General features: G+C 57.6%; 12 protein-coding genes. 6 read left to right on the top strand and 6 right to left on the bottom strand.

Annotation, left to right across the window (positions count from 1 at the left end):
* Window positions 1–347 precede the first annotated feature (347 nt).
* Complete coding sequence (locus tag IEX44_RS05525; RefSeq protein WP_188689961.1) at window positions 348–1,376, bottom strand: aldose epimerase family protein; 1,029 nt, start codon at window positions 1,374–1,376, stop codon at window positions 348–350.
* A gap of 85 nt (window positions 1,377–1,461) precedes the next feature.
* Window positions 1,462–2,682 (bottom strand): XylR family transcriptional regulator, encoded by a 1,221-nt coding sequence (locus IEX44_RS05520; RefSeq protein WP_188689958.1) that lies wholly within the window; start codon window positions 2,680–2,682, stop codon window positions 1,462–1,464.
* A gap of 222 nt (window positions 2,683–2,904) precedes the next feature.
* Here IEX44_RS05520 and xylA point away from each other — a divergent pair, with 222 nt between their 5' ends.
* A complete protein-coding gene (xylA, locus tag IEX44_RS05515; RefSeq protein ID WP_188689955.1) occupies window positions 2,905–4,224 on the top strand; it encodes a xylose isomerase in 1,320 nt (439 codons plus the stop codon).
* Window positions 4,225–4,458: 234 nt separating this feature from the next.
* Here xylA and IEX44_RS20910 read toward each other — a convergent pair whose 3' ends face one another.
* Window positions 4,459–4,746 (bottom strand): hypothetical protein, encoded by a 288-nt coding sequence (locus IEX44_RS20910; RefSeq protein WP_229678765.1) that lies wholly within the window; start codon window positions 4,744–4,746, stop codon window positions 4,459–4,461.
* A 34-nt stretch (window positions 4,747–4,780) separates the two neighbouring features.
* Here IEX44_RS20910 and xylB point away from each other — a divergent pair, with 34 nt between their 5' ends.
* From xylB to IEX44_RS05495, 4 genes are all read left to right on the top strand, one after another.
* Entirely contained in the window at window positions 4,781–6,247 is a 1,467-nt protein-coding gene (xylB, locus tag IEX44_RS05510) for a xylulokinase (RefSeq protein WP_188689952.1), read from the top strand.
* A 124-nt stretch (window positions 6,248–6,371) separates the two neighbouring features.
* A complete protein-coding gene (gene xylF, locus IEX44_RS05505; protein WP_188689949.1) occupies window positions 6,372–7,391 on the top strand; it encodes a D-xylose ABC transporter substrate-binding protein in 1,020 nt (339 codons plus the stop codon).
* A 146-nt stretch (window positions 7,392–7,537) separates the two neighbouring features.
* Window positions 7,538–9,085 carry a D-xylose ABC transporter ATP-binding protein gene (gene xylG / locus IEX44_RS05500; protein ID WP_188689945.1) on the top strand — a complete coding sequence of 516 codons (1,548 nt, stop codon included), beginning with the start codon at window positions 7,538–7,540 and terminating at the stop codon, window positions 9,083–9,085.
* Between the two features lie 59 nt (window positions 9,086–9,144).
* A complete protein-coding gene (locus IEX44_RS05495; protein WP_188689940.1) occupies window positions 9,145–10,347 on the top strand; it encodes a sugar ABC transporter permease in 1,203 nt (400 codons plus the stop codon).
* A gap of 61 nt (window positions 10,348–10,408) precedes the next feature.
* Here the strand turns inward: IEX44_RS05495 and IEX44_RS05490 are convergent, their stop codons facing one another.
* The 3 genes from IEX44_RS05490 to IEX44_RS05480 all read right to left on the bottom strand — a co-directional run bounded on the left by IEX44_RS05490 (window position 10,409) and on the right by IEX44_RS05480 (window position 12,804).
* The gene (locus IEX44_RS05490; RefSeq protein WP_188689937.1) at window positions 10,409–10,681 is read right to left on the bottom strand and encodes a hypothetical protein; all 273 of its coding nucleotides are present in this window, start codon (window positions 10,679–10,681) and stop codon (window positions 10,409–10,411) included.
* Between the two features lie 89 nt (window positions 10,682–10,770).
* Complete coding sequence (locus IEX44_RS05485; protein WP_188689934.1) at window positions 10,771–12,396, bottom strand: response regulator; 1,626 nt, start codon at window positions 12,394–12,396, stop codon at window positions 10,771–10,773.
* A gap of 192 nt (window positions 12,397–12,588) precedes the next feature.
* Entirely contained in the window at window positions 12,589–12,804 is a 216-nt protein-coding gene (locus IEX44_RS05480) for a hypothetical protein (RefSeq protein WP_188689931.1), read from the bottom strand.
* A gap of 262 nt (window positions 12,805–13,066) precedes the next feature.
* Here IEX44_RS05480 and IEX44_RS05475 point away from each other — a divergent pair, with 262 nt between their 5' ends.
* Entirely contained in the window at window positions 13,067–14,146 is a 1,080-nt protein-coding gene (locus tag IEX44_RS05475; protein ID WP_188689927.1) for a BamA/TamA family outer membrane protein, read from the top strand.
* Window positions 14,147–14,233: the final 87 nt, after the last annotated feature.

Below are 14,233 nucleotides of genomic sequence, written 5' to 3'. Positions count from 1 at the left end.
GATGATTTTTTTGATTAAGACAACTTCAGCAAAAACTTATATACAAAAGTGTATGTTTTTTGATGAACGGTAACTGGGCGGGCGCCAGCGGTCGGATTTGTATATCTGGCATCAATGTAATGCCTATGTTTCAGCCATATTTCCGCTTCGGCTGATTGATCGGAAAATATCAGCGTTATTACAGATTTCCAGCATATAAAGGCAAATAAATATATGCGCGAGCATGCAAATACGGACGCGTAGATTTGTCTTGATATTCCTGCAATCAGGTTAATTGCTGACCAATCAAGACCCAACAAAAAAAGCCGCATTTAATGCGGCTTTTTTTGTTGGGCAGGTGGAATGGGTTAATTGCGCACGCCCAGGCGGTAAGTGGTGACTTGCCGATAGATTTTACCGGGCCGCAAGATGACAAGCTCCGCCTCTTCAGAGTTGATTTGATTGGGAAAGCGCTGTGCCTCCAGGCACAAGCCATCGCGGGCTTGCCAGGCGCGTCGGCCTTTCAGGCCATCCAGAAAGTTGCCGGTGTACAACTGCAAGCCACGTTCGGTGGTCGATGTCACCATTTCGCGGCCACTGCCGGGATCGTAAAGTGTGGCGACATCTCGCAGTACGCCAGGCTCGCCGTTGAGTACGTAGCAATGGTCAAAACCGCTGGCGACGGTCAGTTGCTCGTCGGGCCAGTCCAGACGGGAGCCGACGGGGGCCGCAGTACGAAAATCAAAGGGCGAACCTGCAACCGGCACGGTGGCGACCGGGATGGATTCGTCATCAATCGCCAGGTATTGGTCGGCGTTGATGGATAACAAATGATCACGCACGTCCGATTCACCACCTGACAGATTGAAATAAGCGTGGCTGGTGAGATTCAGCGGGGTAGGGGCATCCGTAGCCGCAGCGTATGCAATGGTGAGCGTGCCGGTGTCGTCCAGCCGGTAATCCACTTCAACGCGCAGATTGCCCGGAAAGCCGGCGGCGCCATCGGGCGAAACAAGCGAAAGGCGCAGAGAATCCAGTGACACATGGGCTTGCCAGCGCTGGTTGTGAAAACCGGCAAATCCACCGTGCAGATGATTGGTGCCTTCGTTGGCATCCGGACTGAATTCCTGGCCATCAATATTAAAGCGCGCACCCTTGATGCGATTGGCCCAACGGCCGGCGACGCTGCCAAAAAAACCCGTGCCGTCCAGATAACCTGCTGCATCCTGGTAGCCCAGCAATACATCGGCCATGCGGCCAGCCCGATCCGGTGCATACCAGGACACCAGTGAGGCGCCAACATCAGTAACCACCACGCGCATATCGTGGGAATTGCGCAGCGTAAACAAGCTGGCGCCGTTATCCCAGGGCGTAGTCTGGATAGGCAAAATGGACATTCAATCTCCGGGGATAAAGCGTAAGGCGCTGTTTCTGTTCTTGTTTCTGGCCGGACTGGCGCCGGCCCTGATCATGATCTGGCTGTTACTGCGTGACAGTTGGTGGCACGCCGCGCGCATCCTTGCTGCGATCATAGAACTCACGTGGTGTACAACCGAGTTCGCGCTTGAACACGGCGTGCAGGTATTGCAACGAGGTAAAGCCGCAGCGAATGGCGATCTCGCTGGTTGAAAGCTCGCCTTGCAGCAGCATTTCGCGCGCTTTTTCCAGTTTGAACAGCAAGATTTCCTGGTGCACGGTGTAACCCAGCTCACGCCGGAAATAGCTTTCCAGCGATGAGCGCGACACACCAACATAATCGGCCACTTGCTCAGTTTTGATCCCCTGACAAGCGTATTGGCGAATGTAATGCCGGGCACGCATGACATAGGGGCTCGACAGCGGCTGATACTGACTGGAGGCCAGCACGTTGATGCCCACCGGCGGCACCAGGATACGGGTATTGCCAAGGCGGGCACCATTCAGCATCTGATGCAGCATGTGCGCAGCGGTGCGGCCCATTTCTTCACAACCCTGTGCGACCGAACTCAACGGAATACGGTTGAGGTTGCGGGTCAGCGGGTCGTTATCGATACCGATAATGGCGACTTCTTCCGGTACAGCAATGCCCGCCGTCAGACAGGCTTGCAACAAGTGACGGGCGCGCGCGTCGGTCACGGCAATGATCCCGACGGGTTTAGGCAAAGCATTGAGCCAGCTGACCAGGCGTTCGCTGGCACCGTTCCAGCCATCCGGAGAGGTCGCCAGCCCACGATTGATGGGCGCATCAATACCGGCAAGCTTGATGAACGCTTTCTCACGCTCTTGCGCCCAGCGGTTCACCGGGGATTCCGGCAGGCTGTACATCGCAAAGCGCTCCAGACCCACATCAATCAGATGATCGTGCGCCAGCCGCACCAGCTTGAAGTTGTCGGTGGCGACATAAGGCACACCTTGGGGATAGTCGGCCTCGTCTTGATACGAACTGCCTATAGCCACGACTGGTAACGGGCTGCGGCTCAGGGTTTCAGCCACGGCGGGGTCGTCGAAGTCAGCAATGATGCCATCGCCCTGCCAGTGCTCGATGCCAGAGAGCCGGCAGCGGAAATCCTCTTCCAGGAACAGATCCCAGGCAACGCGGGTAGAGCGCAGGTATTCGCCAATGCCAGTGATGACTTCGCGGTCATAAATCTTGTTGGCATTGAATAAAAGGGCAATGCGGTGCGGCACTTTGCCACTGCGGTCCGCCTGACTGGGGTGATTCATGCTGTGTCCTTGAGTGGTTGCGCCATCATGGTGCAAACAACGGCCCGGAAACGATTTAAAAGTATGAGGTGGATTGTAATTTGCGCCGCTTCGGGGCGCACCCCCTTGCCAAAAAACGGCAATGTCGCTGGCCGATTTCGTAATTGTGGCATGACGACTACAAGTCCTAGCATTTGCCTCGTTCGGTGGTTCAACTAACCCGTTATTCCTGGAGTTACGCATATGGCTGAAGTCTTTGCCAACGTCGGCAAGGTCCGTTTTGAAGGTCCGCAATCCGACAACCTGTTTGCTTTCCGGCACTACAACCCGGATGAAGTCGTGCTGGGCAAGACAATGGCCGAGCATCTGCGTCTGGCGGTGTGTTACTGGCATACCTTCTGCTGGCCGGGCTCTGACGTGTTTGGCCCCGGCGTATTTGAGCGCCCCTGGTTTGGCAGCGGTGACGCGATCAGCGTGGCCAAGGGCAAGGCAGATGCCGCGTTCGAGTTTTTCTCAAAGCTGTCTGTACCGTTCTACACCTTTCATGACTGCGATGTAGTCTCGGAAGGGCACTCCATCCGCGAATACGTAGAAAACTTCGCCCAGATGACCGATTACCTGGAAAAGAAGCAGGCTGAAACCGGTCTGAAATTGCTGTGGGGCACCGCCAACGTATTCAGCAACCCGCGCTACGCCGCTGGTGCTGCCACCAACCCTAATCCGGAAGTGTTTGCCTACGCCGCCACGCAAGTGTTCAACGCCATGGGTGCAACCCAGCGTCTGGGTGGTGCCAACTACGTGTTGTGGGGCGGTCGTGAAGGTTACGAAACCCTCCTGAACACCGATCTGAAGCGTGAACGTGCGCAGTTGGGCCGCTTTATGCAGATGGTGGTGGAGCACAAGCACAAACTGGGTTTCAAGGGCACGATCCTGATCGAGCCCAAGCCGCAAGAACCGACCAAGCACCAGTACGACTATGACAGCGCGACTGTGTATGGCTTCCTGAAAGACTTTGGTCTGGAGAAGGAAATCAAGGTCAACATCGAAGCCAACCACGCGACGCTGGCTGGTCATTCGTTCCAGCATGAGATTGCCACGGCGGTGTCGCTGGGCATCATGGGTTCGATCGACGCCAACCGCGGTGATCCGCAAAACGGCTGGGATACCGACCAGTTCCCGAACAGCGTGGAAGAAATGACGCTGGCCATGTACGAGATCCTGAAAGGCGGTGGTTTCACCAACGGTGGCTTTAACTTTGACGCCAAGGTTCGCCGTCAAAGCTCCGACCTGGAAGATCTGTTCATCGGTCACATCGGTGCCATGGATGTGCTGGCGCTGGCACTCAAGCGTGCCGCAAAGATGATCGAGAAAGACACGCTGGCTGAGCTGAAAGACAAGCGTTACGCCGGCTGGAATGGCGAGTTTGGCAAGCAGGTTCTGGCCGGTCAGCAATCGCTGGAAGATGTCGCGCAGTGGGCGATCTCCAACGACATCTCGCCCAAGCATGTCAGTGGTCGCCAGGAGCATCTGGAGAACATCGTCAACCGTTACATCTACGGCTGATTTGAGTGACTGTCTGAGCGATTGCGCCTGCGCATTCTTGATTTCGTCCAATGTTCGAAATCCTCTCGGACAACTCGTACGTGCCGGTTTTTGTGCTTCGGGCGAAATCAGACTGCTTTGGCTCGCTCACTCACAGGTGGCTTCGACAATAGACGCAGGGTGGGTTCGGAGCGAAAGCGACCATCCACCTGAAAGTAAAGGCGGATAGCTTCGTGAGTCCAGCCTGCACCCTGATCATCCGAGGTCACTTTTGTGTTCCGCACAACCCGCCTGACCCCATGCTCGCGGGGCGTGCAGATCGGGCCGATGACGGCCTTCCTCGCTGGCTGTTTGCCGCTGTGGCAATGACGGCGCTAACAGCATTGGCGCTGCGGAGTATTCCGTGGCGCCTTTCTTTTGTCCTGTGTTTTTGTGTTTGATTTCAAACGGAATTTTCTGCTGAAAAAACGTCATTCGTTTCGGCAGATTTTGTAATTGTCCGAAACCGACTACAAGCAGAACCTGTGTCCACTTGTTTGTCATGCATGAATTGCACCGAGCTGGTGCAGGAGTCACGATGTTTATTGGTATTGACCTGGGCACTTCCAGCCTGAAAGCCATCGTGCTGGACCGCGCCGGTACCGTGCGTGCCAGCGCCAGCGCGCCATTAACCGTATCGCGCCCACAACCCTTGTGGTCTGAACAAAACCCTGCCGACTGGTGGGCTGCGTGCGAGTCCGCTATTCCTGCCGTCCTGGCGCTGGCCGCCAGCGAAGGCATTGTCGCCAGCGATATCGAAGCCATTGGCCTGACTGGCCAGATGCATGGCGCCACCTTGCTGGATACATCCGGCAACGTGCTGCGTCCTGCCATGCTCTGGAACGACGGTCGCGCTTTTGCCCAATGTACTGCGCTGGAAAAGCGCGTGCCGCAATCACGCCAGATCACCGGCAATCTGATGATGCCCGGCTTCACCGCCCCTAAACTCTTGTGGGTGGCCGAACACGAGCCCGACGTGTTCAAGCAGGTGGCGACGGTTCTCTTGCCCAAGGATTACCTGCGTTACTGCCTGAGTGGCAACTACGCCACCGATCTGTCTGATGCCGCTGGCACATTGTGGCTGGATGTCGGCAAGCGGGACTGGAGTGACGAGATTCTGGCTGCGACCGGTCTGACCCGTGCGCACATGCCCAAATTGTTTGAAGGCAACCAGATTACTGGCCAGCTCAAGCCAGAACTTGCGGCCCGCTGGGGTCTGCGCAGTGTCCCGGTTGTCGCGGGCGCCAGCGACAACGCGGCGGGCGCAATCGGTGCCGGCATCGTGGCTCCTGGTCAGGCCATGCTCTCGCTGGGGACTTCCGGCGTGTACTTTGCCGCATCAGATGGTTTCTCTGCCAACCCGCAACGGGCCGTGCACAGCTTTTGCCACGCATTGCCGGGCACGTGGCACCTGATGTCGGTGATGCTTTCCGCCGCATCCTGCCTTGATTTCACTGCGCAACTGGCTGGTTTTGCCGATGTGCCCGCCCTGCTGCAGGCCGCCGAGCGCAAGGGTCTCGATGCGCGTACCCCTCTGTTTCTGCCTTACCTGACCGGCGAGCGTACGCCACACAATAATCCGGCGGCTCAAGGCGCGTTCTTTGGTTTGACCGCAGCCACTACCCCGGCGGATCTGGCCAATGCCACGCTGGAAGGCGTTGCTTTTGGTCTGGCAGACGGTGTCGACGCGCTGGAAGCCACTGGCGTGGTGCCCGACGAGGTCACCGTCATTGGTGGTGGTTCACGCAGTAGCTATTGGGTGCAGATGCTGGCCGACGTACTGGGGCGTGAACTGGTGTGTCGTGAAGGGGGTGAAGTTGGCCCGGCGCTGGGCGCTGCGCGACTTGCTCACCTGGCTGTTGATCCCACCGCAGATATCGCAAAAGTTTGCCCGGTACCACCGGTAACGGGCCGTTTTACCCCCGATGCAAAACGCACGACGTGGCTCTCGCCGCGCCGCGCGCGCTTTGCCACTTTGTATCGGGCTGTTGAACCGCTGTTCTGAACCACGTGCCCCGTGCACAGGGCCAGATAGCAGGAGGAGAAGTACGGCAACACCCTGGCGTCTGCAACCGCAGCGTCATCCCGGTAAATGTTTTGCCCACAACTAAATGAACTGAGGAGTCACCATGAAAGCCAGATTGATCACGACCCTGCTCGCCAGCACCCTGACCTCGGTGATGCTGTTTGCCGCTCCGGCAGCACACGCAAGCAAGGACAAGCCTGTTATCGGTTTCTCTATTGATGATCTGCGCGTGGAACGCTGGGCGCGCGATCGTGATTTCTTCGTCGCTGCGGCTGAAAAGCAGGGTGCCAAGGTGTTTGTGCAATCGGCTGATGCCAGCGAGCAACGCCAGATTTCGCAAATTGAAAATCTGATCTCGCGCGGTGTAGATGCCATCGTGATCGTGCCGTTCAACGGCAAGGTGCTGACCAACACCATCGCGGAAGCCAAGAAGGCGGGCATCAAGGTGGTGGCGTATGACCGCCTGATCAACGATGCCGACATCGATGCCTACATCACATTCGACAACACCAAGGTTGGCGAGATGCAGGCGGAAGGCGTGCTCAAGTTCAAGAACAAGGGCAATTTCTATCTGCTGGGTGGCGCACCGACCGACAACAACGCCCGCATGCTGCGCGATGGTCAGATGAAAGTGCTCAAGCCGTATATCGACAAGGGCGACATCAAGATTGTCGGTCAGCAATGGGTCGACGAATGGAGCCCGCAAAAGGCCCTGAACATTGTTGAAGATGCACTGACCGCCAATCAAAACAAGATTGACGCGATTGTGGCCTCCAACGATGGTACGGCCGGTGGCGCTATTCAGGCGTTGGCCGCACAAAAGCTGGCCGGCAAAGTGCCGGTATCCGGTCAGGATGCTGACCTGGCTGCTGTGAAACGCGTGATCGGTGGTACGCAAGCCATGACCGTGTACAAGCCGCTCAAGCTGATCGCCACAGAAGCAGCTCAACTGACGATCAACCTGGTGCAAGACAAACCGGTGAAGTTCGATACCCAACTGGATAACGGCAAGAAGAAGGTCAACACCATCCTGCTCAAGCCGACCATGCTGACCAAAGACAATGCAGCAGACATCCTGGTGAAGGACGGGTTCTACACTCAAGCTCAGTTGGCCGCGCAGTAATCAGCGGGCCGGCAAGGGCCCGCTGACCGCGCCCCGGTTTGCAACGACCAGGGCGCGGGCGGCGAAATGCCAGGGCAAACCAGAAGACCTCGGTCCTCCCGGTTTGCCCTGCTTGTTGAACTGGTTTGAGTCATCGGGAAACTGGTATGTCTGAATACCTGCTGGAAATGCGCAATATCCGCAAATCCTTCGCTGGCGTGAAAGCGCTGGACGGGATTGATCTGCGGGTGCAGGCCGGCGAATGCGTGGGTTTGTGTGGCGAAAACGGTGCTGGCAAGTCAACGCTGATGAAAGTGCTCTCCGCCGTGTATCCGCACGGTACGTGGGAGGGAGAAATCCTCTGGCAAGGCCAGCCGCTGGCCGCGCACACCATTCGTGAAACCGAAGAGGCCGGCATTGTCATCATCCACCAGGAATTGATGCTGGTGCCTGAGTTGTCGGTCACCGAGAACATTTTCCTCGGTAATGAGATCACTTTGCCGGGTGGGCGTCTCAATTATGCCGCCATGCATCAGCGCGCCCAGGCGCTGATGAAAGAACTGGAAATGCCGGATGTGAACGTGGCATTGCCCGTGTCCGTCTACGGCGGTGGTCAGCAGCAATTGGTGGAGATCGCCAAGGCACTCAACAAGAAAGCCAGGTTGCTGATTCTGGATGAACCCTCATCCTCGCTGACGACGGCCGAGATTCGCGTCTTGCTGAACATTATCAAGGGCCTGAAAGCGCGCGGTGTGGCATGCGTTTATATCTCGCACAAGCTCGATGAAGTAGCTGAAATCGGCGACACCATTACGGTGATTCGCGATGGCACGCATATTGGCACTCAGCCGATGAGCACCATGTCGGTAGACCGGATTATCTCGATGATGGTCGGCCGTGATATTGCCAACCTTTATCCGCGTGAACCGCATGAGGTCGGTGAGGTGGTGCTGGAAGCCAGAAACATCACCTGCTACGACGTCAGCAACCCGCAGCGGCGCAAGGTCAAGGATGTCTCGTTCAACCTCAGGAAGGGCGAGATTCTCGGTATCGCGGGTCTGGTTGGCGCGGGTCGGACAGAGTTGGTGAGCGCATTGTTTGGTGCGTGGCGTGGCAAGTCGGAAGGGACGGTCTACATCAACGGCAAGGTGGCGGATGTCTCTACGCCGGAAAAAGCGATCCGTAACGGCATCTGCATGGTGCCGGAAGACCGCAAGCATCACGGCATCGTGCCGGAGTTTGGCGTGGGCTGGAATATCTCGCTGCCGGTGCTTGGCCAATACACGCACTTGGGCCGTATTGATAAAAGCGCTGAACTGAAAACGGTCATGCATGAGATTGGCCGACTGCGCATCAAGACCGCCAGTCCGCATTTGCAGATCACAGGCCTGTCTGGCGGTAATCAGCAAAAAGTGGTCCTGGCCAAGATGCTGCAACCCAAGCCGGACATCCTGATTCTGGATGAACCCACTCGGGGTGTAGACGTGGGTGCCAAATATGAAATCTACAAATTGATGTTCGATCTGGCACGTCAGGGTATCAGCATCATCATGGTTTCAAGTGAACTGGCCGAAGTGCTGGGCGTGAGTGACCGCGTACTGGTGATGGGCGAGGGCGAATTGCGGGGTGAGTTCAGTAATGAGGGACTGACACAAGAGCAGGTACTGGCCGCAGCACTTAAACCCATTGATGAAGTGATCCCGGAAGCCGCCTGAAGAACACCAGGCGTCGCAAAGCGCCGCCTGACAAAACACAGAAAGACGAGGAGTTCGCAATGATCAAGACCGGCGCCGTTGCCGCAACCACTAGCCTGGCGGGTCAGGACAAACCCGCGCGCGGCTTTCCTGGTGTGAAGCAGTTGTTCAGCCAGAACAAGATCCTGGCGCTGCTGATCGCCATTGCCTTGATCTGGGCATTCTTTGCCTGGAAAACCGAGGGCGGGTATCTGACGCCGCGCAATATCTCTAACCTGCTACGGCAGATGTCGATTACCGGCATGCTGGCCAGTGCCATGGTCTTTGTCATTATCTCGGGCGAGATCGACCTCTCTGTTGGCTCGTTGCTGGGTTTGCTGGGCGGCGTGGCGGCAGTGCTGGATGTGCATTACCACATGCCATTGGCTGTCAACCTGGCCATTGTCTGCGGTCTGGGGTTGCTAGTCGGTCTGTTCAACGGCTATTGGGCGGCGTACTTGCGCGTGCCGTCGTTCATTGTCGGTCTGGCCGGCATGCTGGCGTTCCGTGGCGTGCTGCTGGGCGTGACGGGGGGCTCGACCATTGCACCGGTGTCCGAGCAGCTGGTTTACCTCGGTCAGGGCTATCTGCCTACGCTGTGGGGCGATTTGATGGGGGTGATCATCTTTGTCATCGCCGGTGTGGTGACCTGGCGTGCCCGCATGAACAACGTGCGTTATGGCCTGCCGGTGGTGCCGCTGTGGCGCGATATAGCGCGGGTGGTGGTGGCCGGTCTGGTGATTCTGGGCTTCGTGCGCGTGCTCAATGCCTATGACGGTATCCCCATTCCCGTCCTGCTGTTGATGGTATTGCTGGCCGTGTTTACTTATATGGCGACGCAGACCGTGTTTGGCCGCCGTATTTACGCTGTCGGCAGCAATATGGAGGCCACGCGCTTGTCTGGCGTGAATGTGCGCGGTGTCAAACTGGCCATCTTTGCATTGATGGGTTTGATGTGTGCGTTTGCCGGCGTGGTCAATACCGCACGCCTGGCCGCGGGCTCGCCCTCTGCCGGGTCGATGGGCGAGCTGGACGCCATTGCCGCTTGTTTCATTGGCGGTACATCCATGCGAGGTGGGGTAGGGACGGTTCACGGCGCACTGATCGGTGCCCTGGTGATGGCCAGTCTGGATAACGGGATGTCGATGCTGGATGTGGATTCGTTCTGGCAGATGATCGTCAAGGGCACCATCCTCTTGCTCGCGGTGTGGATTGACGTCGTGTCGCGCGGTAGTAGCCGCTGACGCTGCGGAAGCATTGAAAAAAGCCGGGGCCCTGTGCACCGGCTTTTTTTATTTATGCTGGTTAATGATCGCGCTTGTCGGGCGTGGCTCTGGTCAGTGCTTTGGCCCAGGGCAACAGCCAGTAAGTGCCGCCGAAAACGGATTTACGCGGCGGGGCGTGCTGTGCCTGATAGTCGATCCATTCACTGAGCGCCGGTTGGGTGAACTGGCTGCATTCTTCGCGCAGGTGATCAAACGATTGCACGATACCGGTACCGGCAGCGTAATACAGCGCACTCCAGTAGCCGATATAACAACGATACATCAGGTCGCGGGCGTCCTGATTGGTCAGCATGGTGTCCTCTTTGCAATGCAGTGACGCGCTGACTATAGCTTGCGACAACGATCGACCTTATAAAAAAACCGTAAAAAGATCAGGGTGTTTCAAGCCGCCCTGGCTGGGCGAGCCACGCTGGCTGCCAGTGTGACTGCCAGATGCCCGGTGCGCTCCATCTGCAGCGAGCCCCCCAGCGACTGCGCCATGGCCTGGATCAACGCCAACGTCACTGCGATATCGCCGCCAGTGTGTGTTGTTAGCCCCGCTTTGGCGGTGATGGTGATGCGCGCGGTGGTTTGCGGCTGCGTCTGGCTGACCACCGTCAGATGCGCCGGGTGCGCGGCGACTTGCGCCAATTTATCCAGCAATTGCGCAAGACGACCTCCATCCATCCAGATCTCATCGACGGCGACCCGACGCAAGTCAAAGGTGGATGCCCATGGCGCCGCCCGGTATGCCTTTTGCCAGTGGTGTACCACCCCATGCAGTGAAACAACCTGGTCGGGTTGCGGCACGGGTGTAGCCGCACCCAGCCGGATCAACTCGGAGAGTTCCAGTACCGTGCGGTAGAGGCGGGAACTGGCTTCGACCAGGTTGACCACACGGGTTTCGCCGGCGACCACCGTATCGGCGGTGGTGTGTTTGAAGGTGGTGTAACTGTCCTCTGGCGCGTGGGCTGGTCTGGCCGCGGAGGCTGGCCCGGTCAGGCGGGGAACGGGGTTGGCGCGATCGGTGAAATCAATCAGGCCGCCGATGGCACCCTGAATTTGCCCGGCTGCGTCACGCACTGGTGTGCACCAGACGTGCAAAGCGCGTAATGAGCCGTTGACGTGGACGTGTGTATCAACCGCGATGGTGCGGCCCGTTTGCATCTGCATCTGGAAATGCGCAGCCACATGCGCTTGCAGGGCCGGATCAAACCAGGTGGCTTCATCCACCGCAGCGTAATCAGGATCAGCCAGGGCTGCGGCGTAAAGATCCATAAAGCGCGGGTTGCAGAGCGCCAGTCGGCCCTCCCGGTCACGCAGGAACATGCCATTGGGCGAGGACTCGATCATTGCCCGCAGTAAATGCATGTTGTCCATGGCAGCCACATTGCTGTTGTCGCAACGCAGGCTGTTGCCCAGATCCAGGCCGTGCGCTCGTGTCAGGTCAATCAATCCGGCCAGGGTTTCCAGACCGAATTTTTCCAGCAAACGATGCTTGCACTGGTTCACGTTCTGGCGATCTGTCGCCAGTTGCTCGCCGATTTCGACACTGGAATACCCGGCTGCCAGCATCTGCATGATGGCGATATCCAGCCCGGAGAGGCTATCGAGCCGCGCGGCATTTTCGGCCGGCTTGACGGGGGGCGCTTCGGGAAACACACGACGCCCCTGCAATACAGTACGAACGCCATGACGTAGCGCGCGGGCACCGGCAAATTTGCTGACATAGCCACTGGCGCCAGCTTGTGCGCATCGCACGGCAAAATGGCGGGCCGGTTGCGTGGTGAACGTCAGAATGCGGGCGGAGGCACACAGCGCGCAAATACAGCGCAAACCGTCCACGCCGCCTAACGCGGGCAGCGTTAACTCAATGATCACGAGATCAGGCCGTTCTTTGCGGACCTGCTCAAACAACGTGCGACCATCGCTCGCTTGCGCCACGATATGGTGGCCTTCCAGCGTGACAAGCTGGACAAGCGCCTGCCGGAAGTGTGGCGAAGCATCGGCAATCAGAATGCGGCCCAAAGCGAGACTCCGTACGGCACAAATTTGATTTGATTTGTAACTGTAGAGTCAAGTTAGTCCGCAGCGACGCAGCAATTCAAGACCGTTTGCCGGAATACCGGCGCTTACCGGCAGGGTCAGGTTAAGTGGGCGACAAAAGGTAGTCTGACAGCCAGAAAACAGAGTTCTAAAGGCCTTGTCAGCAAAAATGAGCTAGATCGGAATTTCTGGCGCGTCTGCATCGGGCCAGCGTTTGAAACTGGCAGAGACCGTGAAATCAGCATGATTGGCGGAGTCGAACAAGCCTTCGCGCTTGAATTGCATATTGTGGACCGCGACGATCACGTGCCCGTCCAGCAAATCACTGAGCGCGTTGGCAATGGCGTTTTCCACTTCGGTGACAGAGACGGTTTTCAGGGACGGGTTCATGTACATAACCCCTATTCAAAATATGCTGGCACGGTCAGATTGCGCGTGTCAGTGGCTTCCCACAGCCGGGGCGCGACTGATTCGCGCGTAGGCGCATGTCGTACCTGATGCCACAGTGATATCCGGTAATCCTGCACGCGGGATTAACTATTTCTATGCTGAATGCACACATCCATCGCTGCCACGGGGTATAGATACGGTGCGTTTTACCAGATTCCGACTGCTACATCGGGTTTGCCAGGCGCTCATCGGGCTGGCGTTCATGCCGGGTGCAAGCGCATTCGACTGGAACACCATGCAAGATCCGGAAGACGGCGCGTTCGATATGAGCGACTACCTTCTGAACCAGAAAGGTTTCCTGCCCGTTCCCACCATCATTACCGAGCCTGCCATTGGTTACGGGGGCGGTGCGGCTATTTTGTTCTTTGATAAATCCCTGGCCGAAGCCGGTGCCGAGGCCAAAGAGTCTGGCGCGGCGAAGGCACCACCCAACATCACCGGCGTGGGGGGCGTGGCCACTGAAAACGGCACCTGGGGTGGTGGTATTTTCCATTTTCATACCTGGGATGGTGACCGTATCCGTTACCTGGGCGCGATCGCCAAAATGGATCTCAAAACGGAATATTTTGGCGTGCTGGATGTAGCCCGTTCTTACACACTGAGCGGCGACTTTCTGGTCCAGCAAGTGCTGTTCAAAGTGTTGGACAGCCCCTGGTATATTGGCCCGCGTTACACTTATCTTGATGCCAACACGCAGTTCACCGGAAACGTCGCCACAGAGTTGGGCGCTTTCCACAAAGACGTCACGATCAGCAAGCTTGGCGCGGTCGTCGACTATGACACGCGCGACAATATCTTCTGGCCCAATCGCGGCACGTATTCAGAAATGGAAGCCCAATATGCGCGCGACGCCTGGGGTAGTTCGCAGGATTTCGATACCTACGATGCACGCGCCTACACGTGGATACCCTTTGGCAATACCTGGGTATGGGGCCTGCGCGGACAGGTGCAAGCGTCTTCGGGGGATGTCCCTTTTTACGCGCAACCCTATGTAGACCAGCGTGGCGTACAGAAGGGGCGTTTTCAGGACAAGAACACGATCGACCTGGAAACCGAACTGCGCTGGAACGTGACCGAACGCTGGGCTGCACTGGGGTTTGTGGGCGCCGGCCGTGCGTGGGGCCGCTGGCACACCTGGGACGAAGCCGAGACCCCCGTGGGTATCGGCGTGGGGTTCCGTTATCTGGTCGCCCGCAAATTGGGCTTGGGCATGGGGATCGATATTGCTCACAGCCGGGATCAGAACGCGTGGTATATCCAGGTGGGGAGTGCATGGCGATAGGTGCGCTCAGGCCGGAAAATCCGGAGCGCCGTGGACTGGCAGGTGCATTCATTCCGCCTGCAACCCGGTATCTCACTGAAGCTTGAA

It is taken from the genome of Silvimonas amylolytica (genome assembly GCF_014645555.1).
In the GTDB taxonomy this organism is placed as follows: Bacteria; Pseudomonadota; Gammaproteobacteria; order Burkholderiales; family Chitinibacteraceae; genus Silvimonas; species Silvimonas amylolytica.
The sequence above is the reverse complement of the archived record's forward strand: the minus strand, read 5'-3'. Positions and strand labels throughout refer to the sequence as shown.